The organism is Rothia aerolata, from assembly GCF_014635585.1.
GTDB lineage: Bacteria > Actinomycetota > Actinomycetes > Actinomycetales > Micrococcaceae > Rothia > Rothia aerolata.
In genome coordinates, this window is sequence record NZ_BMDC01000002.1 from 48,577 (window position 1) to 75,263 (window position 26,687).

Consider the following 26,687-nt stretch of genomic DNA (forward strand, 5'->3'; position numbering starts at 1 on the left):
CTTGGTTGTCGGAACGAAAGTATTGACCTATGACTCTGCCCGATTCATGTCCTCCGGGCACAGCCACATATATGGAGGGCTTCATGCCTCACGACACTCAATCAGCCGGCGGTCAGGCTCTACAGCGCGGCCTCAGCAACCGACATATTCAGCTTATTGCCATTGGTGGTGCGATTGGCACCGGCTTGTTTATGGGCTCTGGCAAGACCATTAGCCTCACCGGCCCCTCGATTCTTTTTGTTTACATTATTATCGGTGCGGCGATTTTCTTTGTCTTGCGCGCTATGGGCGAGTTGCTGCTTTCTAACCTGCACTACAAGTCTTTCTCAGATTTTGCCTCAGATATTCTGGGCCCCGGTGCGGGCTTTTTTGTCGGCTGGTCTTACTGGTTTACCTGGGTGGTCACCGCCGTGGCAGACGTGATTGCTATTACCGGCTACACCCAGTTTTGGTGGCCTGAGATTCCCCTGTGGATTCCCGCCATTGTGCTGATTGTGCTGTTGCTGGCGCTGAACCTGCCCTCGGTCAAGAACTTCGGCGAGATTGAGTTCTGGTTTGCCCTTATTAAGATTGTTGCCATTCTTGCCCTGATCGTGGTGGGTGGCTTTATGGTGGCCATTGGCTTTACTGCCCCCAGCGGCCACCAGGCCCAGATTTCTAACCTCTGGATTCACGATGGCATGTTCCCCCACGGTCTCGTGGGCTTCCTTGGCGCTTTCCAGATTGCCCTCTTTGCTTTCCTGGGTTCTGAGCTGGTGGGTACCGCCGCGGCAGAGACCCGTGACCCCTATAAGACCCTGCCCAAGGCTATTAACGCGGTTCCGGTTCGTATCATCATCTTCTACGTGCTGACCCTCGCCGTCATTCTGATGGTGACTCCCTGGAACGACATCGACCCCGAAACCAGCCCCTTTGTGAGCATGTTTAGCCTGGCGGGCCTGGGCTTTGCTGCCGGTTTGGTTAACCTGGTGGTGCTGACCTCGGCAACCTCTTCGGCGAATTCCGGTATCTTCTCGACCTCCCGCATGGTCTACGGCCTGGCGGAAGAGGGTTCGGCTCCCCGCGCCTTTAGCAAGCTCAGCAAAAACGGCGTGCCCCGCAACGCGCTCTTCCTCACCGCAGTGCTGATGCTCTCGGCCCTGGTGCTGCTCTACTCCGGCGACTCGGTGATTCAGGCATTCACCTTGGTGACCACCGTTGCCTCGGTGCTCTCGGTCTTCAACTGGGCCATGATTCTGGTCTCTTACATTGTCTACCGTAAGAAGCACCCGCAGCGTCACGCCGAATCCACCTATAAGATGCCCGGCGGCGTGGTGATGTGCTACGTGGTACTGGCCTTCTTCGCCTTTATGATTGCGGTGCTGGCCTTCTACGAAGACACCCGCGCGGCCCTGTTTGCTATGCCCCTGTGGTTTATTCTGCTGGCTATCGGCTGGGCCTTCGTGCGCAGGAACCCGGCCCATCACGAGAAGCAGCGCGAGATTCAGCAGGCTCGCACTTCTCAGATTGACCTCAACGATTTGAAGTAAGGACGGCGCGCGGGCGAGTGATTCTCGCCCGCGCGAGTTTTATTCCGCCCCGAAATCAGACCGGTAGGCGGGCTGGTCGGGGCAGGTGGCTAAGACCGTTTCCATCGCGGATTTTTCTGCCGGGGTGACCCAGAGGCGGTAGGCTGCCTTAACCGAGATTTGCCGTGCCACGTATTCGCATCGGTAGCCCCGCTGGGGCAGCCATTCAGAGGCATCTGCATCTGATTTCTGGGTGTTGGGCAGGCGGCCGGTTGCCTGTAAGTTGAGGGGATCGTTGGCGAGCTCGGCGCGGTCTGCCTCGGGCAGCAGGGTAGCACCGGTCTGCCAGGCGTTAGAGAGCGCAACCACGTGGTCAATCGGAACGTCCTGGCTGGTTTTCTCTCCCCGCTCAAAGTCAATGACCTCGCCGGTGTAGGGGTCGGTCAGGGTGCCCGAGAGAACCCTGCAGTTTTCTGCCCGCTGGAGGTTGCCCAAATCCCGGGCCAGAATATCGTTGCGCTGGTCGCAACCGTTGTGGTCTATATCAGCCCAGGCGTTGCCGTAGAGCTGGCGTGAATAGCCGGTAGATTCACCGGCTTCCCGCACCGGCAGGTCGTCTAACACCGCCGAGGCGCTGGAATATTCTTTAACCCCGCTACCGGCAAAACCGGTACTGACCGGGGTTCCGCCCGCCAGAGAATCCAGGGCGGCATCGAGGCTCCAGTCGTGCCGGGCCAGCCAGATGAGAGAGGACAGCGCAAGAAGGGCAAGCAGAATCAGGGCCAGCCACAGCCGAACCTTCAGCGGCAGCTGGCGTAGCAGGGAAGAAAGACTCACTGCTCGTCCCAGTCGATATGTACCTGGGAGGTCTGCTCCACCGGAACCATAGGAATCGAACCGGTATTGGGGTGGGCGGCGCTGGTCTCAGCGGCACCGGGATCGTCTGACTGGAAGTAGTCGGGGCGCTCGCAACCCATGCCAAAGCGCATAGCAGAGAGTAGCTCCTCTGCCGCCGACGAGACGCTAAAGAAGTTCTGGCTCCACACCGGGTAACCGTTGTTCTGGGGCTGAACCCAGCCAGCCTGGGCCAGGTAGTCGGTGTCAAAATCGGGGCTGATATGCTCAAAAGCCTCGGCGGCAGAGAGCTCACAGAAGTAACCTGCCGGGGTGCGCAGAATAGTGGCATAGGGGGTGTAATCCTGGGTTGCCACCACCTCGGGGGAGATGTAGTAAACGCTCATGGACTGGCTCCAGGGCAGCTCCTGAAGGCGGCTGAAGAGCACCGAATCCAGGTTCTTCCAGGCTTTCTCGGCAGCTTCTTCGGGGCTGAGTTTGGGGGTCTCCACCACGCCAATGCCCTGGGCCTTAAGATCTTCAATGCGCAGGGACTCGGTTCTCGGACTAGTTACCTCACCGCTGGCTGAAGCAGGCACCGCCGAAGCGGCACTCATCTTCAGCGCATCGTTGACCATGCGGCGTCCTAACTTCAATGCCCGCGACCAGGAACCGTACTTGGCTCGTACCGCGCCCAGGAGTGGCACGCGCCCCAGCTGGGCGGTAGAGGTAGACCAGGCGCCGTAGAGCATCACGGTCGGCTTACGGTCGTAGCGAATGCAGTAGCTCAAAAACTCGCCTAGCGCGTTGCGGAAGGCGCGGTCAGAGATGGACGACGCCGCCAGGTTCAGCCCTAGCTCCTCCACGTTGGGCGGGCAGACCCCGGCGCGGAGCAGAGCCTTAGACCACTCACCCTCACCGAGACGGTCCTCAATCATAAAGCGCGAGGGCGGCCAGCTCATCACCTCATCGCTAATCCCCTGAGCCTCCTCGGGCAGGTGGGCCAGAAGATCGTCGTAGCTGGCTTCATCGAGGCTGGTGTAGGGAACCTCCGCCAGGTACTTCAGACCCGCGCCAATACGGGCAAGAATCAGAGCGCTGGTCTCGGGGCTGACCTCTGCCGCCTGAAAGAGGCGGGGAATATCCTGCATAATCACCGGGTCAAGAGAAACAGCGGTGTAGGCGGGGTCGGGCTCCAAATCGTAGGTAATTCCCACCGCGTACCACAGGGCAGCCGACATCATGGTGTTGTTGACCAGGTGCTCCTTGCGGCCCACGAAAGTCCACTTACCGGAGTTCAGAGCCCGGGCAATGTGTTCGCGAGAGACGGTTGGGTAGAGCGTGGTGATACGGGCGTAAGCCTCTGCCGGGGTCCACCCCACCGAGGCCAGTGATTCGATGAGGGAAGAATACTGATCGATAAATTCGTCGTACGATCCGGTTTCTATCACTGCTGGAGCTATCTTTCTTGCGCGCGGTTAGAGGACTGGGGGATTAGTTCTAGGAAGAACTCTATTGTGCCAGATTGGGCGGTACAAACATATTCAGCTCTATTACCGCCTATATCGGCCTATGTGTCAGACCGAGAGGGGAGATAGATGGAATAAGGGTTATTCAAAGGTGAGGTATCCAGCTCGAGAGCGCTGGCCAACCTCCCTTAAACGCCAGCCCCGATGCCAGTTGGCCAGCCGCTCTCGAGCGGTCTTGTGGGACCTTTGAATAAGCCTCATTTATCGCCGGAAAAGGCGGTGTTCTACACTAGTGTTTATGACATCGCACAGTAGTATTTCCGCTGAGATCGAGAACGTTCTAGCGCAGGAGCTGGGGGTCGCTCTCTCTAGTGTGCGTGCGGCCGTTCAGCTCTTGGATGACGGCGCTACTGTGCCCTTTATTGCCCGCTACCGCAAGGAGAAAACGGGTGGGCTCAGCGACAGCGTGCTGCGTCAGCTGCGGGAGCGGCTGACCTACCTGCGGGAGCTCGAAGACCGCCGGGCAACCATTCTGAACCTGCTCAAAGAGCGCGGCGTTCTTGAAGACTCGTTGCGCATAGCCGTGGAATCTGCCATTACGAAAAACGAGCTGGAAGCCCTCTACACCCCCTATAAGGTGGCTCGGCGCTCCAAGGCGCAGATTGCTCTAGAAGCGGGTCTAGAACCTTTGGTTGATGACCTGCTTGAGGTGCCCCTGGCCGGTCTCTACGATATTGCAGAGGCATACGTTCACCCCGCTGAGGCAGGGGCTAACCCCGACACTGCGGTGCCCGACTCAGCCGCAGCCCTGGCGGGTGCCCGTGCCATTTTGCTGGAATACGCCCTCTACGACCACCACCTCATGGAGTCGCTACGCGAGCGGCTGTGGGAGACCGGCGTCATTACCTCCCGAGCAACCGCCGCCTACCGCACCCCCGGGCCGGGCCAGCCCAACAAATTTTCTGACTACTTTGATTTCTCCGAGCGGATTCGCAGAATTCCCTCCCACCGCCTTCTGGCGCTCTTCCGCGCCGAAAAAGAGGGGGTCGTCAAGGTCTCCATCGACGTCGCCGAGGTTCCGCCGGCCCTCTCCCGGATCAGCGGCGAAGAACGGGCGCGGGCGGAGAAGCTGGCAGAGGAATACGAGCACACCCGCCACACCTATGAGGCAGAGGTGGCTAACTCCCTGGGCATACCCGTGCAGGTGCTCAACACCGTCTCCGACGAAGAGAGGGTGCTGGGCTGGCTGGCCTCCACCGTCAAAAGCTCCTGGCGCTCGCGGATTCTGCCCCGGCTCGCCAACGAAATTCGCACCCGGCTCTTTGAACGTGCCGAAGCAGCCGCCATTGAGGTCTTTGCCTCCAACCTGCGCGACGTTCTCTTAGCAGCGCCCGCTGGCCAGCGAACCATCCTGGGCCTGGATCCCGGTCTGCGCACCGGCGTCAAGGTCGCGGTGGTCGGCCCTACCGGCGCCGTCCTCGATACCGCGGTGATCTACCCCCACGCTCCGCGCAACCTCTGGACGGAATCGCTGGCCACCCTGGAACGGCTAGTGCTTGAGCACGGCGTTGACCTGATTTCCATCGGTAACGGCACAGCCTCCCGAGATACAGACCGGCTGGCGGCAGAGCTCCTCAAAAACCTGGCGGCCCAGGGCGTCACCGAGGTGCAGAAGGTCACCGTCTCAGAAGCCGGCGCCTCGGTTTACTCCGCCTCAGCCCTGGCAAGCGCGGAGCTACCCGACCTCGATGTTTCGTTGCGCGGAGCGGTCTCCATCGCCCGACGTCTGCAAGACCCCCTGGCAGAACTGGTCAAAATTGACCCCCAGTCCATCGGCGTGGGCCAGTACCAGCACGACCTCAGCCAGACCCTACTGGCGCGCTCGCTCGATGCGACCGTGGAGGACTGCGTGAACTCGGTGGGTGTGTTGGTCAACCAGGCCTCGGCCGCTCTGCTGAGCCACGTGGCCGGCTTCAACAAGACCATTAGTCAAAATATTGTGGCCTACCGCGAGGAACACGGGCCCTTCACCCGCCGTGAGGAGCTTCTTCGGGTGCCCCGGCTCGGCCCCAAGGCCTATGAGCAGGCGGCGGGCTTTGTGCGGATTCCCGACGGCGCTGAGCCGCTGGACGCCTCCGCAGTGCATCCCGAGGCCTACCCCCTGGCGCGGGTTATTGTTGAGGACGCCGGCGGTCTGGTGGGCGGGGCCGTTCCGGCTCAGGCGCTGGCCCGGCTAAGGCCCGAAGACTACATCAATTCAGAATTTGGTCTACCCACGGTGCGTGATATCTTCGCCGAGCTGGAACGGCCCGGCCGCGACCCCCGCCCCGAATTCCGCACCGCTGAGTTTGCCCCCGGCATCGAATCTATTGAGGACGTGCAACCGGGCATGATTTTAGAGGGCACGGTTTCAAACGTGGCGGCCTTCGGTGCTTTTGTGGATATTGGGGTGCACCAAGACGGCCTGGTGCATATCTCCCAGATGAGCACCGGCTATGTCGCTGACCCCCACGCGCTGGTCAAATCAGGAGAGGTGGTCACGGTGCGAGTGACCGAGGTTGACCCGGCCCGCAAACGCATCTCCCTCTCCTTGCTGCTGGAGGCACCCGAGCCGAAGAAGCGCCGTCGTCGATAAAACCTAGGGCCCGCCTAGCCGAGGGAAGAGACCGAACCGGTATCGGTTGATACCTTCTGCTGGGGCCTGGTGATAGGAATAATCTCGCTCATCTGCGCCTTCTGGCGGGCCTCTTTACCGTGGAAAACAAAGCGGTCGAGTGCCCAGTAGCGAAAGACCATAGCGAGCAGGGTACCCAGAATTGGCCCGGCAATAAAGTCTGCGGTTTCCTGAACCAGCAGAGACACCGCGGGTTGCTCAATGCCAAAGACATAGCGGGAGATCCACTGCGGGGCTGCGTTGATGATGATTCCGCCGATTGTCACCAAAACAAAGCCCACCATTTCTTTGGGCTTAGGGTCGCCGCCGGCGTTCTTCCAGGTCCACTGGGAGGAGAGAACGTAGGAGACGACCGAGGCAATGGCGGTAGCAATCAGCAGTGCGGTGGTGGGCTTGTGGGTGAGAACCGTGTACTTGAGCCCGTAGTTAATCGCCATGGTCAGCACAAAACAGAAACCACCGACCACCAGAAAACGAACCTTTTCGTTGCCCAGTAGTTTCTTGATTGTGTTCATTGTGCCTACTCTTTTCTGGCTTTCGGTGTGAATCTCGGGACGCCAAATATTGCGGTGTGTAGCGAGAAGTAAAAACCTTTGCAGTTACTGCATATAATTAAGCAGGATAACACTTTTGAATGAGAGCCGGCTGGGAAAAGAGAGTAGGTTCACCCTGCATTCGGTCACAAAAAAGTAAAGAACCGCCCGCTACCGTGTTGGGCACGGGGCAGGCGGTTCTTTTTATGGGAGCGCAGATATTTTAGAAATCTGCGGTGGCGGGATCGGCGCCAATACGGCCGTCCTCACGGGTAAGACCGTTGATCTTTTCAATTTCTTCAGGGCTCAGCTTGAGCTCGAGTGCCTTAAAGTTTGAGGCAATGCGCTCCTCGGTCACCGACTTGGGGAAGACGATGATTCCGTTAGCCAGGTGCCAGGCAATAATCACCTGGGCGCTGGTGGCGCTGTGGGTCTCGGCAATTTCGGTGATAACCGGGTCTTTGAGAACCTCGCCGCCCTGGCCCAGCGGTGACCAGGCTTCGGTCTTGATACCCAGCTCGTCGTTGACCTTGCGCAGTTCTGCCTGGTTGAAGTAGGGGTGCAACTCAATCTGGTTGACGGCGGGGGTCACACCGGTGGCGTCAATAATCTCGCGCAGGTGCTCCTCGGGGAAATTGGAGACACCAATGGACTTGGCCTTGCCCTGCTTCTGGAGCTCAATCAGAGCCTTCCAGGTCTCCAGGTAGAGGCCACGGTGGGCGGAAACCCAGTGGATGAGCAGCAGGTCTACAGACTCCACGCCCAGACGGGCCAGGGACTCGTTAAAAGCCTCGATGGCTCGGTCGTAGCCCTGGTCATCATTCCAGACCTTGGTGGTCAGCCAGATTTCGTCGCGGTCAACAGAAGAAGCCGCAATAGCCTTACCTACACCCTCTTCGTTGCCGTAAATCTTTGCGGTATCAATGTGGCGGTAGCCGTCGTCAAGGGCGATGCCCACCACCTTCTCTGCTATGTCGTTTTCAACCTGCCAGACGCCAAAGCCCAGCTGGGGAATCGCGCGGCCGTCATTGAGTTTTACTGAGGGGTAAGTCATGAGTTTCCTTTCTTTGACGTTCGGTAGCTAGAGCGTTTGAATCTAACTAAATATTCCATGTGTAGTCTACCTCACCTGCATTAACACCTCTGGAATAAGCCTGTGCATCACCGCCATCACGTTTCCGAGCAGGCTGGCGGAGCCAGATATCGCGTATGCTTAGTACTTAAAAGAAAGTGTTTCTGCGGCGACTCTGGGCCGCGATCTAGACCAAGGAGAATCCCATGGCAGGTGGCCTCGCCGCCCTACTCGATGACGTAGCTGCGCTCGTCAAACTCACCGCAGCCAGCACCGACGACGTCGCTGCAGCCGCCGGCCGCGCGTCCGCAAAAGCAGCGGGTGTGGTGGTGGACGACGCCGCAGTGGTACCCCAGTATGTGCGCGGTATTGAACCCAAGCGTGAGTTTCCCATCGTTTGGAAAATCGCCAAGGGCTCGCTGCTCAACAAGCTCATTATCCTGGTGATCATTCTGATTCTGGACTGGCTTCTGCCAGCATCGCTGACCCCGCTGCTCATGCTCGGTGGCCTCTACCTTTCCTTTGAGGGAGCCGAGAAAGTGCTGGAGATGTTCGGCCTGGGCCACCACGCCGAAGAAGACGATAAGCCGGCTGTTGTGCAGGGCGAGGAGGCTGAGAAGAAGGTTGTTTCCGGTGCCGTGCGTACCGACTTTATTCTCTCTGCCGAGATCATGGTGATCTCCATGAATTCCATTGCAGCCGATGCTGGCTTTGGTTTGAAGGCAATTACCCTGGTGGTGGTTGCGGTACTGATTACCTTGCTGGTTTACGGAGCCGTGGCGCTGCTGGTCAAGGCAGACGATTTTGGCCTGCGTCTGATGGAAAAAGACTCCGCAGGTGCCCAGAAGTTCGGCCGGGGTCTGGTGGATGCCATGCCCAAGGTCATGAAGGTCATCTCCGTGGTGGGTACCTTTGCCATGCTCTGGGTGGGCGGGCACATTCTGCTGGCTGGCTTTGACACCCTGGGCTGGCACTGGCCCTACGGTCTGGTGCACAGCATTGAGCACTGGTTCGAGCATTTTGTTTCCGGCTGGTTTGGCTCGGTGGTGCTCTGGCTGGTTGAGACTATCTGCTCTATGATTTTTGGCTTCATCTTCGGTACGGTCATCGCCCTGGTGGTCATGAACCTGCCCAAGAAAAAGAAGGCGGCCCACTAGTCTTTAGGGATCCTGCCTAGTCACCGGTGCAGAAAAGCGGTTTTCGGTTTGAAATGTGCAACCGAAAACCGCTTTTCTGCACCGGTCAGATTTAGGCTGGGAATAGCCTAGCCTGTTCCCGCTGTTAAGAAGAAGAAATCCTTTCCTCAAGAGAAAGCAAGGTAGCGTGGAGACCCTCCATTTTGATTTGGTTGTGATTGGATTCGGCAAGGCAGGAAAGACCCTGGCTTGGACCTTGGCTGCTCAGGGAAAGAATGTTGCCCTGATTGAGCAGTCCAACCAGATGTACGGTGGCACCTGCATCAATATCGGCTGTGTTCCCACCAAGGCGCTGGTTCACCGGGCCGAGCAGGTAGCTGATTCTAACGGTGCCGAGCTTTTTGAAGAGGCGGTTGCTTTCCGCGGTAAGCTCACCGAGGCTATGCGCGCTAAGAATAAGCAGCTCTTGGTCACCCACGAAACCGCTAAGCTCATTGACGGGCACGCCCGTTTTGTCTCTGACCGCGAGGTGGAGGTAACTGCCGGTGACGACCGGCTTCGAGTAACCGCTGACTATTTTGTGATTAACACCGGTGCGTCTCCGGTGATCCCCGAGGCTGAAGGAATCAATGAATCGCGGCGGGTCTTTACCTCTACAGAATTACAGACCCACACGCCTCGTCCTCAGCGCTTAGCAGTGGTGGGAGGTGGCCCCATCGGCATTGAGTTTGCCTCGATGTTCGCTCATTTCGGTTCGGAGGTCACCGTTTTCAACCGCGGCGAGCGCCTGTTTGGTAGTAGTGACCCCGATGTTGCCGAGGTCGCCAGCCAGATTCTTTCCGACGCCGGGGTGAAGATTCTCAACGGAGTTTCGGTGACCTCGGTGGAAGATGGTGAAGACGCTACCTCGGTGGGCTACCGTGATTCCGCAGGCGAGGTGCAGCGGTTAGAGGTTGATGCGGTTTTGGTTGCTGCAGGACGGCGCCCCGCCACCGAGGACCTGGGCCTTGAGAATACCTCGGTGAAAGTCGATGATCGCGGTGCCATTGAGGTTGATCAAACCCTGCATACGTCGGTACCCCATATTTTTGCGGTGGGCGATGTTAACGGGGGCCCGCAGTTTACCTACATTTCTCTCGATGATTTCCGCATTGTGTTGGACCAGCTGGTGGGGGAGGGAAAGCGCTCTGCCCAAGACCGCTTTGCGGTGGCAACCACCACCTTTATGACCCCGCCGCTGTCTCAGGTGGGCATGACCGAGCAGGAAGCTCAGCAGGCAGGTAAGAACTTTAGGGTTGCTTCGAAGCCGGTAGACCAGATTGCCGCTATGCCCAAGGCAAAGATTCTCGAGACCCCTCAGGGCGTTATGAAGTTCGTGATTGATACCGATACCGATCAGATTCTGGGCGCCCAGCTGCTGGTGGTGGAATCTGTTGAGGTCATCAACCTGGTGGCGATGGCAATGCGGGCGGGCATCACTGCCACCCAGTTGCGCAACTCAATCTATACCCACCCCTCGGTGACCGAGGGATTGAACGAGGTTCTTGCCTAATCTGCTTGGCTGACCTGCTCGGTCACTGGTGCAGAAAAGCGGTTTCCGGTTGTTAGTTTGCAGCCGGAAACCGCTTTTCTGCACCGGTCGCCGCCGTGAAACAAACCCTTAATATGGACGGCAGACAGGGGCGCCCCTGGAAAGTCCCGGGGGAGGAACCTAAGATGGTGAGCGTTACCCACGGGGTGCTGGTTTGGTATAAACCGGCTGAGAACACACCCGTATATACCTGATCTCGATAATGCGAGCGGAGGAATGGATATGACGCTCTCTCTGTCTACCCAAGTCATTGAACCCTGGCACAACCTGCAAGAAAATACACCTCTGGTGCAGTGCATCACCAACACCGTGGTGCAGTCTTTTACAGCCAACATTTTGTTAGCGGCGGGGGCCTCGCCCGCCATGGTAGATATTCCGGGGGAGTCCGCTGATTTTGCCCGGGTTGCATCGGGGCTACTCATCAACTTGGGCACCATCAACGTGAGCCACCAGCTCTCTATTCCCGAGGCAGCCCACGCAGCTTTCGAGGCCGGTACCCCCTGGGTTCTTGACCCGGTGGCTATCGGTGCCCTGAAAACCCGCACCCGTATCGCCCACGAGCTGCTACAGTACCGACCCACCGCCATTCGCGGTAATGCCTCAGAGATTATTGCCCTGGCAGGTGGCGAAGGAGGCAGGGGCACAGATGCCACGGCCTCCGTCGAAGCAGCTGCGGAAAGTGCTACGCAGCTTGCCCGCGAATACGGTTCGGTAGTGGCTGTCTCGGGCCCCGTCGATTTGATTACCGACGGTGAGACCAGCATCGAGTGCGCCAACGGCCACGAGATTTTGACCAGGGTCACGGGCGCGGGTTGCTCCCTGGGTGCCTGCGTAGCCGCCTACCTTTCAACCCATGAGAACCCGCTGATTGCCACCGCCGCAGCCCACGCTACTTTTGAAGTCGCGGCAGAGAAGGCCCAGGCTAAATCTCAGGGCCCGGGTACCTTCGCGGTGAACCTGCTCGATGAGCTCTCCCTGCTCACCGCCGATTCCCTGCAAGAATCGGTCAAGATCAGCCAGCGCTAGGGGTAAGCATGTATTCGAGAAGAGTCCCCCTCAGAGGCATCTATTTTGTGACCGACCCCGCCATGACCCTTGCCTCGCGGGAGAAAAAGGCCCAGTCTATCTCAACCGACCGTCTGTGGCACACCCAGGCCATCGATACCACGGTTGAGACCATCGAGCAGGCGCTTAGGGCCGGAGTCACCACGGTTCAGTTGCGCTGGAAGCAGGTTGATTCGGGTTACTTTCTTGATCTGGCCAAAGCTGCCAGCGAGGTCACCCAGGGAAGAGCCCAGCTGATTATCAATGACCGGGTTGATGTTTTTCTTGCCGCCCGGGAAAGCGGTTGCGCGGTGGACGGCGTGCATATCGGCCAGACCGATATTCACCCCACCCTGGTGCGCGCTCTTATTGGGGACGACGCGCAGCTGGGCTGGTCTGTCTCCCTGCCCAGGGACGTCGATGAAGCCCTTGAACTAACCGAGGTCATCGACTCGGCCGGGGTGGGCGCCCTGCGCGAGACGAGCACGAAAACCGACGCGCCGCCGTCCTTAGGTCTTGAAGGTATCGCGCGCATAGCGCAGCGGCTGCCCCTGCCGGTCACCGCGATTGGCGGAATCGGGGTGGACGACGTCGCCCCGCTCGCCTCCCGCGTGCACAACGTGGCGGTGGTGTCGGCAATTGCTGCTGCCCAAGACCCTTTCCGAGCGGCAGCTCAGCTGGTCGAGGCCTTTAAAACCGGGCAGAAAACGGAGGAGCAGGCATGATTCCCCGGGTACTTTCTATCGCTGGAACCGATCCCACGGGTGGAGCCGGTATCCACGCAGATCTCAAATCAATTTCAGCCGCCGGCGGTTACGCCATGGGTGCGGTGACCGCGGTGGTAGCGCAGAACACGCACGGGGTCACCGATATCCACTATCCGCCGGTTGAGGCCCTGACCGCGCAGCTGGAGGCTGTCTCGTCGGATGTTCAGATTGACGCAGTGAAAATCGGCATGCTGGGCCGGGTTGATTACATTGACGCGGTGAGAGCCTGGCTAGAGAAAACCGCGCCCAAGGTGCTGGTGCTTGACCCGGTGATGGTGGCGACCTCGGGCGACCGGCTCATTGACGAGCAGGCGGAGGAACACCTGCGCCAGCTCTTCGACTTTGCCACGGTGATTACTCCCAACACCCCCGAGCTAGAGATTTTGGTGGGGGCTCAGCGGGGAGAGATTCGTGGTGTGGATGATGCCGTGGACGCCGCCCGGCGGCTGGCCGCCGAGACCGGCAGCTGGGTAGCGGTGAAGGGAGGCCACCTAGAAGGCAGCGAAATTTCTAATTACCTGGTTTCTGCGGAGGGAAGCCTGGCAGAGACCCGCTCTGCCCGTATCGAAACCAGCTCAACCCACGGTACCGGTTGCTCGCAGTCCTCAGCTCTGGCTACCCGTTTGGCGGCGGGGGATTCTGGCCAGGAGGCCCTCGATTGGGTGAGCAGCTGGCTCACCGAGTCAATTGCCCGTGCTGACCAGCTACAGGTGGGTTCGGGCAATGGGCCGATTGACCACTTCTTTAGGATGCGGAAGTTCTCTCATCCTGAGGAATTGGTGGGGCCGAGCTTGGCACACACTGCGGTGCTGGGTGAGCTGGCGGAACCTGTCGCCGTGCCTGAATCTCAGACTGAGAAACCCCTGCAAACGATTGAACCCGCCGGCCCCTGGACAGCCATGCTTGCGGGACTCTCTGAAAATATCCTCCAGCAAACAATCGGCGATGGTTTTCTGACGGCGCTTCAGCGCGGCAATCTTTCAACCCGGGAATTTGTTGCCTATCAGGTTCAAGATGCGCTGTATCTTGACCGCTACGCTAGGGCTCTGAGCCTTCTGGCTGCAAAGTCTCCTCTTCAGGAAGAAACAGCCTTTTGGGCGGGCTCTGCCAGTAACACCTATGAGGTGGAGCAGGAACTTCATAGGAGCTGGCTCGCCAGAAGAGAGGTTGCTGATTTCCTCAAGACAGTTCCCTCTGCCCCGAGTAAGGTAACCTCGGGCTACACCGACTTCTTGCTGGCCCGCGCTGCAACCGCTGACTACGTGGTGGGTGCTGCTGCGGTTTTACCCTGTTTCTGGATGTACGCGGATATCAGCCTGTATATGGCAGAGGCCAACCGGCCTGACCACCCCTACCGGAGCTGGCTAGAGACCTACCAGGATCAGGACTTTGTTCTCGCCACGCAAAAAGCAATAGCTATTGTTGAGCGTCTCTTTGAAGAAGCAAGGCCCGACCAGCGGGTGCGGGCCACTCGGGCCTACCTTGAAGCCTGCCTGTGGGAGCGAGAATTCTTCCAGCAGGCAAGCTACCTGTAGGTTGCAATATGACTGGTGTAGAAAAGCGGTTTTCGGTTTGAAATACGCCGCCGAAAACCGCTTTTCTGCACCACTGGCTATGAGATATTCTCCCAAGGTGATAAAACGACAGTCTGAGGGGACCCGGCCAACTGGCATCGGGGCTGGCGTTTAAGGGAGGTTGGCCGGGTCCCCTCAGACTGGAAGCCTCATCCCTTGAGAACAAGCACCCGGTTTACTCCTCCGAAGAAGTCAGCAGATCCCTCACCTGCTCGGCAGTCAGCGACGAGCTGAAGAACTGCCCTTCATCAACCACCGCGTCGAAGAGGGCGGCCTTGGATTCTTTGAGTTCCATGACCTTCTCTTCAATGGTGCCCGCAGACACCAGGCGGTAGACCATCACGTGCCGGGTCTGGCCAATGCGGTGTACCCGGTCTACCGCCTGTTGTTCGGCGGCGGGGTTCCACCAGGGGTCCATGATGAAGCAGTAGTCTGCCGAGGTCAGATTTAGACCAAAACCGCCCGCCTTGAGCGAGATGAGGAAGAGAGGGGCCTCACCCGCCTCGAAGCGCTCCAAAACGCGCGCGCGGTCACCGGTGGCGCCGTCCAAATACAGGTAGGGAATTCCCAGCGCGTCGAGGCGCTCGGCCACCTTCTTCAGGTAGGAGGTGAACTGCGAGAAAATCAGCGCCCGGTGGCCGTCTTCCACAATCTCGGGCAGGTTTTCTTCCAGGTAGTCCAGCTTCGACGAGGGCACCGAACCGTAAGAATCGGCATCAATCAGCGAAGCGTCCAGGGCCATGCGGCGCAGCATGGTTAGCGACTGGAAGACGGTAAACCGGTTCCTATCCATGTCTTCGAGCAGGCCCAGTACCTTTTTGCGCTCGCGTTGGAGCACCGTGTCATAGGCGCGGCGGTGGGCGGGTTCTAGCGGAACGTCCACCCGCAAATCTGACTTTTCGGGCAGGTCTGCCGCAACCAGGTCTTTGGTGCGGCGTTTCATCAGGGGTCGCACGCGCTGGCGTAGTCGGGGGAGGGCCTGCTTGTCTTCGCCGCCCTCAATGGGGGTGGCATAGAAGTCTTTGAAGGCGCGCGCCGAGGGAAAGAGCCCCGGTGCCACGATGGAGAACATGGCCCACAGCTCCATGAGGTTGTTCTCCATAGGGGTGCCTGTGACCGCCAGTTTGAAGCGGGCGGGCAGATCGCGGGCAAGCCTGTGCGCCTTGGTCTTGGCGTTTTTCACGAACTGGGCTTCATCGAGAATGAGCCCGTTCCACTCCTCGGCCACGCCCAGGTCAAAGTAGGCGGCCTCATCGATGCGGAAGAGCGCATAGGAGGTGATCACCACGTCTGCGCCCTCGACCGCGTCTTTGATGAGGGTCTTGGATTTCTTCTGTGACTCGAAGAGGGTTACTACTTTCAAATGCGGTGCAAAGCGGGCGAATTCGCGCTGCCAGTTGGGCACTACCGAGGTGGGTGCAACCACCAGAAAGGGGGCTTGGGTTAAGGACGGCGCCGGGTCGGTTTCGCTGTCTGCCTCAGGCGGGCGCGGGGCGGGTGGGCTTGCTGATAGCTCGCGGGCACGGGCTATCGTGGCGATGGTTTGCACGGTTTTGCCCAGGCCCATATCATCGGCGAGAATGCCGCCCAAGGAGTGCTCCCAGAGGAAGCTCAGCCACTGGAAGCCTTCTAACTGGTAGGGGCGGAGCTGGGCCCGAAGGGAAGCCGGGGGCTCAGGTAGGGGCCCGTTCTCAATATCAATGAGGGCAGAGACCTGGTTTTTCCAGGCTTCCACAGCGTCAACCGAGGCTGCTAGTTCCTCAAGTTCCTCCCACAGACCGGCCTGGTGCCGCGAGATCAGCAGCTCGCCGTCGTCCCTATCTTTGAGCTGGGCGGCCTCGCGCAGGAGCTCCTGCAGCTTCATAAACTCGGGGCGGTCGAGGGCAAAGTAGGAGCCGTCGCCGAGCAGCAGGTGGGTTTGGCCGGCGTTGAGAGCCTCAAAAATCTTGGCGAAGGGAACGTACCATTCGCCGGCTTTAATGGCGATGCCCAGCCCGAACCAGTCCCGAGAGCGGGTGGAATCCACAGTGACGGTGATTTCGGGCTTTTCTTCAATCTCCCTAAACTCCGGCACCGGCCCCTCAAAATCTACCCGCACACCGGCAATCTCGCGGTAACGGGGGAGGGTTTCTTCGAGCAGGGTGCGGGTCTGCCAGCCCTGATACTTGTGCTTGGCAAAGGGAACCGCCGGGCGAATTGCCTTGACCTCTTTGAGCACCCGGTACTCGTATTTAGTATCACGAATGTCCTCACGGTCTTCACCGGGATAGCCCAGGGCAGGCAGCACGGTGATGGGGCTGTCTTCTGCCAGGGGATCTTGCGGGTACTCCCATACCCAAGCAGTGCGGGCGGTGTGCGGCTGGTCAGTCTCAAAGGTGACGGTCAGTACCAGCTCGGGCTCCCGGACTTGCGGTAGCTCAAGCTCGGCACTGGCGGCCTTCAGTGGCAGGGCACGGGCAAGCTGAGGGTAGAAATCGCGGTAGAAACTCTCCACATCTGAGGAGGGAATATCTATGCTCTCAGACACCGCCAGAGACTCCGCCATGGGGGTGAGGGGCTCGGCAAGAGGTATCAGCACCAGGTCGGTTTCCGGGGTGAGCCAGTCGGGCTTGACCACCCGCCCGGCCTCGGTTTGCCCCGCCGCGGCGTCGTCCTGCTCCTGCGGCAGCTCAACACCGGCGGTTTCTAGGGCGGACGCGCGGGTGGCGGCCCAACGGTTAGCTTCGGCCTGGTGCTCGTAGTGGTCTTGGGCGCTGGCGCCCAGGGCAAAGAAGCCGGTGCGGGGGTTGCCTATCTTGTGGCAGTTGACGGTGGGAAGGTAAGTATTTCCCCAGGTGAGAACCGGGGTGAGGGAGAGCCCGTGGCAGTCGGTGCGCCCAGCCTCAGCCAGGTCTTCGACCCGCAGCTGTACCGAGGAGGGGTCTGCGATAAAGACCCGGGCATCGCTGCCGTTAATCAGCAGGGGCAGGTCAATTTCTTGGGCTTTCTTGAGCACCTGCCAGAAGAGGGAAGAACTGACGTCGGAGATCGAAACCCAGTCGCGGTGGGAGCCGTAGGCCGACTGCCAGGGGCGCACGATGGAGTAGAACTCGGCAAACCACTTCTCGTGTTCGGGATAGATCTGAAAGCCGAAGTTGCCGCCCCGGGAGAGATCCCGCTGGAAGGTCTCCCAGCTGAGACCGCCCTTAATCCACTTGCCGCGGGCACCGAGCATCATGGGGCGTGCCTGCAGGGTGGCCTGGGGGAGCCTGCCGGAGCTGTGGCCAATGGCGTACTGCGAGGGCACATAGATTTTGAGGTCCAGGGCCCCGGAGACCCTCTGCGAGGTCAGCGGAGCATTGAGCGGGCGGGCATTGATACTGCGCGAGAGCTCCCGCCGCCAGGCAGGCATTTTGCTCTCGGTCTTCTCCAACGCTGAAGCGGGGGTAACTCCCAACTGCTCGAGTTTTTTCTTGAAGTCCTCGCTCATGCCCTCGGCAGAGCTCAGCTTAGAGGCCATGGCCTCGCCCATGCGGGGTTCTGAGAAGTCGGTGGACGAGCGCCAGGTATCAGACTGGGCGGTGAGAGCTTTACGTGCCTTGTCAGAGCGGTCTATGGCAGTGAGCATCAGCGCCACAGCGTGCTTGCAGTCCACGTAGACCGGGCAGGTGCAGCGGGCAGAAAAAGCCAGCGACCCCGACGTTTTTTCAGCAGGAAAAGTAACCCGGGTGCGGTAGGGACTAGCGGCAGAGCCGGTGACTTCGCCGGAGAGCGTGCGGGTGGATTGGTCAAAGCTGTAACGCACCACCTGGCCAGCTCGCATGTATTTTTGCCCGCGGGAGTAGGCGCCGTGGCCCACCTGGCGGATTATTTCAGCGGCGGTGACCGGAATTGCTGGAAAAGCCGAAGATTCTGCCATGACACTCTCACAGGTTGCGGACTGAGCTCAATCTCTTAAGCCTACCCGAAGAGTTAGCTGAATTTTTGGGCGTTCTCCACAGCGAGGTCTTGAATCACGTCGGTGGTCGGTTCGAGCAGCTCAATTCCTTCGGTATCGATGGCGCGGAACCAGGTGGAAAGCACAAACTGCTTCTGCTGGGTCACCGAGATAATCACGTGATCGCCGTTGTAGAGACCGTGCATGGTTGCGGTGCCGGTATCCCGGTCGATATAGGCGGCGCGGAAATCAAACTGGCCCTGCTTGTCGGGGTAGAGCTGAGCCAGGGCTGTAGCGCAGTTTGACGTGTTATCAATGAAATCCTGCACCAGGTCTTCAGCGGCAGCAGCAGACTCGGTGGTGAGCACACTGTTGTAGCCGGTGATCTGGTTGATTCCGTTCTGCCCCAGGGTAATGCGGCGCTGCTTGCCCTCGATAATAGAGAGGTCAGCATCGGGGGTAGACACCAGCCCCTTGGCAGCCTCCTCATAGGGGGCACAGGCAGAATTGACCTGCCGGCGAACATCAGGGTCATCTACGGCGGTCTCAGCTAGGGTGGCGGGGATTCGCCCAGAAGAGTCGGTAATGTCGCTGACAGTAAATTCTTCAACTGTGGGCATAGCCATGAGGTAGGTGAAGGAGTCTTTCGAGCTAATCTGCCGCTGGGTGGGCAGAACCCGATCAATCTCTTGGTCAACGGCGTAGTCCAGGCTCATGGACTCTGCCTGAGCCTGGGTACGGTCAACGGTAGATGAGCAGGTGGTTAAAAGGGCCAGTCCTGCTATGCCAATGATAGACGAAAAGACAGTGGTTCTTTTGGTATGAAATTTTGGGCGCGGTTCAGCGTGTTTCATGGTTCCGTCAGTTTCCCTAAACTACCGACAAGTGTTGTGCGAGAACTCTATTCTATACACAATTTTAGCCTTTTGTAGCCTAATTGTCCCGCAAAACGAGACGAGCGGGTGCTGACGAGGGGAGGCTTTTTCCTCTAAATTTTTTGAGAAAGGTGTTTGCAAACTTCGGATCATGGGTTATCGTTTTAACCAGCTTCAAGAGTTTCAACTGATAAGCTCCGACTTTGGTTGAACGCCAACCCCATGTTCACGGGTGGCTCGGATGACGAAGCGGTCTGTATTCGCGTTGATAGCGCGTTTGCTACCAACGCAGGCTGGTACAGACAAGAGCACTTCGAAAGGAATGCGCGTACGCGCAGTGTGGATTATGACTACCACCGCTCGCCCCCACGAAAACATCCAGAAGAACTTCAAGGCGGCATCTGTTCCCGCTCGTGGCGGTTTCTCAGCAATTTCTATTCAGGACTACACCCGTATCTCCAATGAGCGCTCAGAGTTCCTGAACTTCCTGCTGGCTCCTAACCCTCACGGTATTCCCGCAACTGAACAGGGTGTTTTCAAGGTCGCATGAGTTCCTCGCAAGGCCTTCTTCTAGATTCTGATGTGCTGGCTGAGATTCGTAAATCTAGCCCTGACCCCCGCGTTGTTTCCTTTTTGCGCCGCCGCTCTTTCCGGGTTCTCTACGTTTCTGTTTTGAGCCTGGGGGAGCTGAAGGGACTCTACCCCTACCCCGAGACCGACCGCTGGCTGTCTGAGCTGATCGAGCGCTTCAAAGAGCACGTTCTTGAGATTGATACCAAGGTCTCTTTGGAGTGGGCGGGTAGGCACGCTGAGCGTGGCTTGCACGCTGTGGGCTCAGAGCGCACAGCGCCCCTGCCCACCGCTGCGGTGGAGGGGCTGATGAGCGCCACCGCCACCGTGCACGACTTAGAGATCGTCTCTTCTAAAGCAGAGGTCTACCGGTCTTGGGGTGTGAAAGCAAGCAACCCCTTTATTGAGGATTAGGCAGAGGGGTATAAGCACCTCGGTGCTGCGGGGCTCCTTGCTCGGCACATGCCCTTTTAACTAGTGCGCTGGCACTTCTGAATAAGTCTTAACGATGGGCACCGAAATTATTTACCATACCAGGAATTGCTTTAATATTTTTATGATATTTAAGGTTGAGGGGAGAGAAAATCTGTCCGTGCAGGGCATTCCAGGCAATCGGGTAATTACTGTTTAGACCCCAAGGCTGCTCGGCGGGATTCTTCTCAAGGAGCTTTTCAAAATAGCTGAGGCGCCGTTCAATTTCGTCCAGATGGGCCTGGGTAAAGGGTGAATTTGGTTTGCAAGCATAGCAGGCTGGGTAAAGAGTTTGCTGAAAATAACGTTCTTGGTCACTTCCCAATTTTCCATTACCTGGCGACTTAGATACATTTTGAAAGGTGGTCTCTGCTGGACCCACTGCGTATAAATTTGAATCTGAATTCAGCTCGCTGATCAGGGGTTCCCAATGTACGGTAAGAGCTTTTATGTCAGTATAAACCCCTCCGTAATGATGCATAAGATAGGTGCGGAGGTAGTCTGATTTGTGTACTGCGCTGAGGTTCTTAAAAGCGGGGTGTAGCGGGTGAGCACTGGTGGTCCAGTCCGCTAAGTTTTCTTCGGTAACAAGAATGAAATCTAGGTTGGGATTTGCTTTCTTAATGGTTTCGAGTCCCTTTTTCCTATTTTCATTCATTTCATTCCCAAACCAAATCGCAAAAATTCTCTGGGGAGCTTTCTCGGCAGGGGGAATTTCTGGTGTTTCGAACAGGAGATTATTAACCAGAAAGGTTGATGAGGATGGTATTGTTACCTCACCAATTTGCATTTGGTACCTGCTTTTATCGTAGTAATAAGGTTTGATTTTCGGCCATTTTGAGTAGAGTTCATTCTTGATATAGGGAACTCCATGTTCCCTCAAAATAAAAGCCTGATGTTTTAGATTTTTTAGAGTTTTAAGTGGTTCCATTGTTCCCTTTTTAATTAAATTAATTTACTGATTGTGCCTGTGCTGCCATATACACTGCTCTTCACAATGAGACTAATAATCCCTGGTGCGCGCTATCGCGGCGCCGATGAGCTTCGGCGGGGCAACCCTTGCCGCAAAGCTGAGGAGCTTGTAGGGCAGGGAGGGAATGACGACGGCGGCACCGGCATTGTTCGCCGCAATAGCATCGCGCACTACCCGCTCGGGGCTCAACCAAAACAATTCGGGTAGCTTCGGCTCGGTCTGGTTCATGTTGCTGTGAAAATCAGAGCGGGTAAGGCCGGGGCAGACGGCGGTTACCAGCAGCCCCTGCCCACCGTACTGGATATTGGCTGACTTACTTATGGAGACCACAAAGCGCTTCACCGCCGAATAGGTGCCGCCGGGGGTAAAGGCGGCCACCGAGGCCACATTGATAATTTTGCCGCGGCCGCGGGGCAGCATAGAAGTAATAGCCGTGTGCATCAGGGCAAGGGGCACCCGGGCCAGAACGTCCACCTGAGCCAGGTGCTTCTCTAGCGGAGCCTCATGGAAAGACTTACCCAGACCAAAACCGGCGTTGTTTACCAGAACCTCCACCGGCCGCTCGGTCTCTTGCAGGCGGGCAATTAGCCGCGCGACGTCGTCCTGATTCAAAAGGTCGGCGGGTAAAACCTCCACGTCGGCACCAAAGTCGCTGCGCAGAGTCTCAGCGAGAGACTCTAGTTGCTGCCGCCTGCGGGCAGAAAGCACCAGCGAGTAGCCCGCCGCCGCATACTGGCGGGCAAACTCCAGGCCGATACCCGACGAAGCACCGGTAATCAGCACATAGGAGGCGCGCAGGGAAGTCTCAGAAGTAGCCATAGAACCCAGTCTAAGCAGGAATTTAGGCAAAATCACCCTGAAAATTCTGGGGATTTTCTACAGGTAGCAGACAAGCGGTTCTGAATAGGGCCCAGTTCGTGACAAGATAAAGACGATGAGTACCAGCACCAAAGCCCCCGCACCCCGCCGGCCCCAGCGTTCTATTCCCATGCCCCTGTGGCTACAGGGAGTTGTTGAGCTAGCCCAGACCGCGCTCTACTCTCTGCTGGCCGTTTTTATTCTGCTATTTGCCGTGTGGGTGGCGGGCGGTTTCGATAACCGCGATGTGCTCAGCGTGGCGGGTCTTTCTGCCCAAATCTGGCAGCTGATTCACGGGGTTCCGCTGAACCTGGATATTCCGGTACACGGTGCTTTTGACGCTATTTCGGGCACGATCAGCCTGATTCCGCTGGGGCTGACCCTCATTCCGCTGGCGCTGTGTTTTAGGTCGGGACGGCGCCTGGCGCAGGCCTCCTATGAGGGCCAGTTTTGGGTGCCCACGGTTGCAGGTGCCCTCGCCTACATGCTGATTTCGGTTCTTTTGAGCCTCTTTGTCTCGGGTGAGTATTCCTCCACCAACCCCCTGCTGGCAGCGCTGGTTCCCTGCTGGGTGGTGCTGTTGGGGGTTATCGGTGGAGGCTGGTACGAGTCACGTTCACTGGCTCGGATGATTGGCGTTAACGCCGCCGAATGGGTCTCGAAATTCAGTCAGTACTCGCGCTGGGCGGGCTCCTACGTGTGGACCGTTGTTAAGTCCTCTTTCGTGGCCCTGCTCGGTTTCATTGCCGCCGGTGCCCTGCTCTTTACCCTGGCTGTTTTTTATAACTGGAACGACATTCTGGCGCTGTATCAGAACCTCCACGCAGGGGCGATCGGCGATACGGCGATTACCCTCTTACAGCTGGGCTTTATACCCAATTTCGTGGTGTGGGCTATGGCCTGGTCTACCGGGGCGGGCTTCTCGTTTGGTACCGATACCGCCGCTAACCTGCAGGTGACTGACCTGGGAGCCCTGCCTGCCCTGCCCATTCTCGGAGCCATGCCGGTGCCGGTTCCGCCCTTTTCTTTCCTGGCGCTTCTGGCGCCGATTCTTGCCGGAGCACTGGCGGGCTGGTGGTTCTTCCGCGCCGGTGAAAACCACTTCGATGAGTGGCTCTCGCTGAAGATCCGCTTCCGCTGGATTACCTGGCCCCTCTCCACCCTGCTGCTGGCGGTTGCCGTGGGGCTCTTGACCGGCGTGTGGACGGCGCTGATCGGCTGGCTCGCCCACGGTTCGCTGGGACTGGGGCGGTTTACCGATATTGGCCCCCATCCGCTGTGGATGGGGCTCATGACCGCCGCCTGGATAGCTCTCGGTGTGGTGCTGGGCTTCGCGCTAGCGCCGCTCCTTGAGAAAGACGCCACCGCTGAGCTGGAGCGGTTTGCAGATACCGACGCCCGGGCAGAGAAAGCCCGCCGCAAGAAGCAGAAGGCTGAAGATCGGGCCGCTCGCAAGAAAGCCCGGGCGGAGGCGAAGAAGCAGAAGAAATCAGAGGGTGCTGTTGAAACATCTCAAGAAACCGAGACTGCTCTAGAAACAGGGGCCTCTGAGGAAAACGAAGCTACCGAGGAATCAGCTTCTGTGCTCGCCATGCGCCGGATTTTCTCTGATGAGGTGTCAGAGACCGTCACCTCGGAGCCGGCCTCTGTGATTGCCCTGCCCTGGAATGACACTGATGGTCAGCCTGAGCAGGTTGCCGATGAGCAGGAAAGTGTTGAGGAGCCGGCTCCTGAATCGGAACCCGAACCGCGTCAGCAGAAGCTCAAGCGGGGCAGGGTGATTAGCCGACCCAAGGCCCGAAAGAACCAGCGGGGTAGCTAGGAAGGTTGGCCCGCACTCTCGGGCTGGCTACCTTCACCTTGTAAATCATCTTCTAGGAGTCACTAGTTGGTGCGCAGCACCCCGCCCAGCATGGAATCTTTGAGCTGAACATTGCACTGCTCCTGGCGGGAGAGCGTGGCGGCGTTGTTGAGGCAGTCGGCGTAGGCGTTAGTCTGGTCTAAGAAGATGAGCTGCACGCTGCCGCTGAAGACCATAAAGAGGCAGCCCAGCATGAGAAAGCCCATCAGCGCATAGTCGAGGGGGTTCGCTTTCAGCCGGTACATGGTCACCAGCGCTAGCAGACCACAGACCAGGGCAACCAGCAGAAATATCAGCGCCGAAACAATGAACCAGCCCGAGTACATCATCTGAACGTAGCCGATAACTGAGGCACCCAGGGCAAGCCTGGTAAAAATTTTCAGGCGGGCACGCAGCTGGCGTTCGTGGGCGGGAAGGTCTTCGAAGGGAGTGGGCTGTGCAGGCATAGACACAAGGTTACCCGGTATTGCGGGTATGCCCCAGTTCAGCCAACACCCGGAATGTTGGCTGACTAGAGCCATGATGCTTGCTGTAAACTGCTTTCTATGCGCATTGTTGTGATGGTTTCTGGCTCCGGTACGAATTTGCAGTCCATTATGGACGCCGTTGCCGAGGGCTCCCTGCCCCAGGTTGAGATTGCCGCGGTGGGTGCTGATAAGCCCTGTACCGGCATTGACCGCGCCGAAAAGGCGGGTATCGAGACCTTCCTGGTGCAGCCGTCGTCCTTTGAAAACCGGCAGGTCTGGAACCGCGCCCTCGAAGAGCAGATCGCCAGCTACCAGCCCGATTTCGTGATTTTTGCCGGCTTTATGCGGATTGTGGACGCCGATCTGGTCAAGCGGTTTGAAAACCGGATCGTTAATACCCACCCCGCCCTGCTGCCCTCCTTCCCCGGAGCCCACGGGGTGCGCGATGCCCTGGCCCACGGCGTCAAAATTACCGGCCTGACCGTGCACTTTGTTGACTCGGGCGTAGACACCGGCCCCATTCTGGCGCAGGCGGCGGTGCCGGTTGAAGACGGCGACACCGAAGAAAGCCTGCACGAACGTATCAAGGTTCAAGAGCGCAAGCTGCTGGTCAAAACCATCGCGGAGCTAGCCAGCGCGGCCTGAGGCCCCATAAATTTAGGATCACACGATCCTAGCCCGGGGCCGGGGCTCAAACCGGCTCACACTCTACAAAACAATCCACCGGCCCCTCGAGGGCGAAAGAATTGGAGTATCTGTGAGTCTCATTGAGCTCGACCGCCTACCGTTCAAGCGCGCGCTTATCTCTGTTTTCGATAAGACCGGCCTAGGAGACCTCGCCAAGGGGCTGCACGAGGCAGGCGTAGACATTGTATCTACCGGCTCTACCGCCTCGACTATTTCTGCTGCTGGCGTGCCCGTGACCGAGGTTTCAGACATCACCGGCTTTCCCGAGTGCTTGGAGGGCCGCGTGAAGACCCTCCACCCGCGCGTCCACGCCGGTATTCTGGCTGACCGCCGCAAGCAGGAGCACATTGATACCCTCAAGGAGCTTGAGATTGAGCCCTTTGACCTGGTGATTGTTAACCTCTACCCCTTTGTAGAGACCGTGGCATCGGGTGCTGACCAGGATGCCATTATCGAGAAGATTGACATCGGCGGCCCCTCCATGGTGCGCGCGGCAGCAAAGAACCACGACGCCGTGGCCGTGGTGGTTGACCCCGCCCGCTATGATGACGTCGTGGCGGCGGCACAGTCCGGTGGCTTTGACCTCAAGCAGCGTCGCGCCCTGGCGGCAGCGGCCTTTGCCCACACCGCAGCCTACGACACCGCGGTGGCCACCTGGACTTCAGCTCAGTTTGAGACAGACGAGGAAAAGGCGTGGGCCCCTTTCGCCGGCCACTCCTACCAGCTGGCAGAGTCTCTGCGCTACGGCGAGAACCCCCACCAGGCAGGTGCCCTCTACACCGATTCCGCGGCTGCCCCCGGCATTGCTCAGGCGAAGCTGCTTGGCGGTAAGGCCATGAGCTACAACAACTACGTGGACGGCGACGCCGCCCTGCGCGCCGCCTACGATTTCGATGAGCCTGCGGTAGCGATTATCAAGCACAACAACCCCTGCGGTATCGCTGTCGCCAGCCCCGGTGCAGAAGACGCCATTGCAGACGCCCACGCCAAGGCCCACGCCTGCGACCCCCTCTCAGCCTACGGCGGCGTGATCGCGGCAAACCGCGAGGTCACCGCGGCAATGGCTCAGACTGTCAAGGGCATCTTCACCGAGGTTATCATCGCCCCCTCCTTTAGCGCAGAAGCACTGGAAATCCTCCAGACCAAGAAGAACCTGCGAATTCTGCAGCTGCCCGAAAACTTTGGCCGCGACGCCCTCGAATACCGCGCTATCTCCGGCGGTGCGCTGATTCAAGAGGCAGACCGCATGCAGGCCTCCGGCGACGACCCCGTCAACTGGCAGCTGGTAGCCGGCGAAGCTGCCGACGAGAAAACCCTGGCAGACCTCGCCTTCGCCTGGCGGGCACTGCGCGCCGCCAAGTCCAACGCGATTCTGCTGGCCAATGACGGCGCCGCCGTGGGCATCGGCATGGGGCAGGTCAACCGCGTAGACTCCTGCAAGCTCTCCGTAGAACGCGCCAACACCCTAGCAGGCGATGAAGAACGCGCCCGCGGCGCCGTGGCGGCATCTGATGCCTTCTTCCCCTTCGCCGACGGTCTGCAGGTGCTGCTGGACGCCGGCGTGCGCGCCGTGGTGCAGCCCGGCGGCTCCATCCGCGATGAAGAGGTTATCGAGGCTGCCAAGGCCGCTGGCGTGACCATGTACACCACGGGAGCGCGCCACTTCTTCCACTAGAACTCAGGGGCGCGGGTACTGGGATAATGCTCGGAGCCTGGGGTCAACCACGGGAAGCCTCTAGCGCCTGATTCCCTCAACGCCGCCGCAAGCCCGAGGGGCTTGGGGCGGTGCTTCAGTCCATACGGCGCG

Annotated in this window: 21 protein-coding genes and 2 riboswitches; of the genes, 12 read left to right on the forward strand and 9 right to left on the reverse strand. The window is 58.7% G+C overall.

The window, feature by feature from the left end:
* Positions 1-83 precede the first annotated feature (83 nt).
* On the forward strand, positions 84-1,529 hold the full coding sequence (locus IEV00_RS06445; RefSeq protein WP_229723117.1) for an amino acid permease: 1,446 nt from the start codon (positions 84-86) through the stop codon (positions 1,527-1,529).
* A gap of 39 nt (positions 1,530-1,568) precedes the next feature.
* On the opposite strand, the gene IEV00_RS06450 is transcribed toward IEV00_RS06445, so the two are convergent.
* Positions 1,569-2,345, reverse strand: a complete 777-nt coding sequence (locus tag IEV00_RS06450; RefSeq protein ID WP_229723118.1) for an HNH endonuclease family protein — start codon at positions 2,343-2,345, stop codon at positions 1,569-1,571.
* Positions 2,342-3,793, reverse strand: a complete 1,452-nt coding sequence (locus tag IEV00_RS06455) for a hypothetical protein (RefSeq protein ID WP_188359540.1) — start codon at positions 3,791-3,793, stop codon at positions 2,342-2,344. Before IEV00_RS06455 ends, IEV00_RS06450 begins: the two co-directional genes overlap by 4 nt.
* Before the next feature lie 316 nt (positions 3,794-4,109).
* On the opposite strand from IEV00_RS06455, the gene IEV00_RS06460 reads away from it, so the two are divergent.
* Entirely contained in the window at positions 4,110-6,446 is a 2,337-nt protein-coding gene (locus tag IEV00_RS06460) for a Tex family protein (RefSeq protein ID WP_188359541.1), read from the forward strand.
* Positions 6,447-6,460: 14 nt separating this feature from the next.
* Here the strand turns inward: IEV00_RS06460 and IEV00_RS06465 are convergent, their stop codons facing one another.
* Together IEV00_RS06465 and IEV00_RS06470 are read right to left on the reverse strand one after the other, a co-directional pair.
* Entirely contained in the window at positions 6,461-7,000 is a 540-nt protein-coding gene (locus tag IEV00_RS06465; RefSeq protein WP_188359542.1) for a GtrA family protein, read from the reverse strand.
* 241 nt (positions 7,001-7,241) lie between these two features.
* Positions 7,242-8,072: an aldo/keto reductase gene (locus tag IEV00_RS06470; RefSeq protein ID WP_188359543.1), complete on the reverse strand. Its 831-nt coding sequence runs from the start codon at positions 8,070-8,072 to the stop codon at positions 7,242-7,244.
* A gap of 224 nt (positions 8,073-8,296) precedes the next feature.
* Here IEV00_RS06470 and IEV00_RS06475 point away from each other — a divergent pair, with 224 nt between their 5' ends.
* From IEV00_RS06475 to IEV00_RS06495, 5 genes are all read left to right on the forward strand, one after another.
* Positions 8,297-9,247: a DUF808 domain-containing protein gene (locus tag IEV00_RS06475; RefSeq protein ID WP_188359544.1), complete on the forward strand. Its 951-nt coding sequence runs from the start codon at positions 8,297-8,299 to the stop codon at positions 9,245-9,247.
* A 166-nt stretch (positions 9,248-9,413) separates the two neighbouring features.
* A complete protein-coding gene (locus IEV00_RS06480; protein ID WP_188359545.1) occupies positions 9,414-10,778 on the forward strand; it encodes an FAD-dependent oxidoreductase in 1,365 nt (454 codons plus the stop codon).
* Positions 10,779-10,949: 171 nt separating this feature from the next.
* Positions 10,950-11,051, forward strand: a riboswitch (TPP riboswitch).
* Positions 11,040-11,843, forward strand: coding sequence for a hydroxyethylthiazole kinase (gene thiM, locus IEV00_RS06485; protein WP_188359546.1), 804 nt, complete (start codon positions 11,040-11,042; stop codon positions 11,841-11,843). (Overlaps the previous riboswitch by 12 nt.)
* Positions 11,844-11,890: 47 nt before the next feature.
* The gene (thiE, locus tag IEV00_RS06490) at positions 11,891-12,586 is read left to right on the forward strand and encodes a thiamine phosphate synthase (RefSeq protein ID WP_188359547.1); all 696 of its coding nucleotides are present in this window, start codon (positions 11,891-11,893) and stop codon (positions 12,584-12,586) included.
* Entirely contained in the window at positions 12,583-14,163 is a 1,581-nt protein-coding gene (locus IEV00_RS06495; protein ID WP_188359548.1) for a bifunctional hydroxymethylpyrimidine kinase/phosphomethylpyrimidine kinase, read from the forward strand. The genes thiE and IEV00_RS06495 overlap by 4 nt, the downstream gene beginning before the upstream one ends.
* A gap of 214 nt (positions 14,164-14,377) precedes the next feature.
* Here IEV00_RS06495 and IEV00_RS06500 read toward each other — a convergent pair whose 3' ends face one another.
* Both IEV00_RS06500 and IEV00_RS06505 read right to left on the reverse strand, forming a co-directional pair.
* Positions 14,378-18,100 carry a DEAD/DEAH box helicase gene (locus IEV00_RS06500; protein WP_188359549.1) on the reverse strand — a complete coding sequence of 1,241 codons (3,723 nt, stop codon included), beginning with the start codon at positions 18,098-18,100 and terminating at the stop codon, positions 14,378-14,380.
* A gap of 53 nt (positions 18,101-18,153) precedes the next feature.
* Positions 18,154-18,972 carry a hypothetical protein gene (locus IEV00_RS06505; RefSeq protein ID WP_188359550.1) on the reverse strand — a complete coding sequence of 273 codons (819 nt, stop codon included), beginning with the start codon at positions 18,970-18,972 and terminating at the stop codon, positions 18,154-18,156.
* Positions 18,973-19,165: 193 nt separating this feature from the next.
* Positions 19,166-19,308: riboswitch (SAM riboswitch) on the forward strand.
* A gap of 31 nt (positions 19,309-19,339) precedes the next feature.
* Between IEV00_RS06505 and IEV00_RS06510 the strand changes: the two genes are divergently transcribed.
* Both IEV00_RS06510 and IEV00_RS06515 read left to right on the forward strand, forming a co-directional pair.
* A complete protein-coding gene (locus IEV00_RS06510; protein WP_188359551.1) occupies positions 19,340-19,543 on the forward strand; it encodes a nuclease PIN in 204 nt (67 codons plus the stop codon).
* Entirely contained in the window at positions 19,540-19,977 is a 438-nt protein-coding gene (locus IEV00_RS06515; RefSeq protein ID WP_188359552.1) for a PIN domain-containing protein, read from the forward strand. Before IEV00_RS06510 ends, IEV00_RS06515 begins: the two co-directional genes overlap by 4 nt.
* Before the next feature lie 88 nt (positions 19,978-20,065).
* On the opposite strand, the gene IEV00_RS06520 is transcribed toward IEV00_RS06515, so the two are convergent.
* Both IEV00_RS06520 and IEV00_RS06525 read right to left on the reverse strand, forming a co-directional pair.
* Positions 20,066-20,965: a capsular polysaccharide synthesis protein gene (locus IEV00_RS06520; protein ID WP_188359553.1), complete on the reverse strand. Its 900-nt coding sequence runs from the start codon at positions 20,963-20,965 to the stop codon at positions 20,066-20,068.
* Between the two features lie 72 nt (positions 20,966-21,037).
* Positions 21,038-21,826, reverse strand: a complete 789-nt coding sequence (locus tag IEV00_RS06525; protein WP_188359554.1) for an SDR family NAD(P)-dependent oxidoreductase — start codon at positions 21,824-21,826, stop codon at positions 21,038-21,040.
* A gap of 115 nt (positions 21,827-21,941) precedes the next feature.
* Between IEV00_RS06525 and IEV00_RS06530 the strand changes: the two genes are divergently transcribed.
* Positions 21,942-23,687 (forward strand): cell division protein PerM, encoded by a 1,746-nt coding sequence (locus tag IEV00_RS06530; protein ID WP_188359555.1) that lies wholly within the window; start codon positions 21,942-21,944, stop codon positions 23,685-23,687.
* Between the two features lie 62 nt (positions 23,688-23,749).
* Here IEV00_RS06530 and IEV00_RS06535 read toward each other — a convergent pair whose 3' ends face one another.
* Positions 23,750-24,172 (reverse strand): hypothetical protein, encoded by a 423-nt coding sequence (locus IEV00_RS06535; protein WP_188359556.1) that lies wholly within the window; start codon positions 24,170-24,172, stop codon positions 23,750-23,752.
* A gap of 99 nt (positions 24,173-24,271) precedes the next feature.
* On the opposite strand from IEV00_RS06535, the gene purN reads away from it, so the two are divergent.
* Both purN and purH read left to right on the forward strand, forming a co-directional pair.
* On the forward strand, positions 24,272-24,838 hold the full coding sequence (gene purN / locus IEV00_RS06540) for a phosphoribosylglycinamide formyltransferase (protein WP_188359557.1): 567 nt from the start codon (positions 24,272-24,274) through the stop codon (positions 24,836-24,838).
* 112 nt (positions 24,839-24,950) lie between these two features.
* On the forward strand, positions 24,951-26,555 hold the full coding sequence (purH, locus tag IEV00_RS06545) for a bifunctional phosphoribosylaminoimidazolecarboxamide formyltransferase/IMP cyclohydrolase (RefSeq protein ID WP_188359558.1): 1,605 nt from the start codon (positions 24,951-24,953) through the stop codon (positions 26,553-26,555).
* Positions 26,556-26,687: the final 132 nt, after the last annotated feature.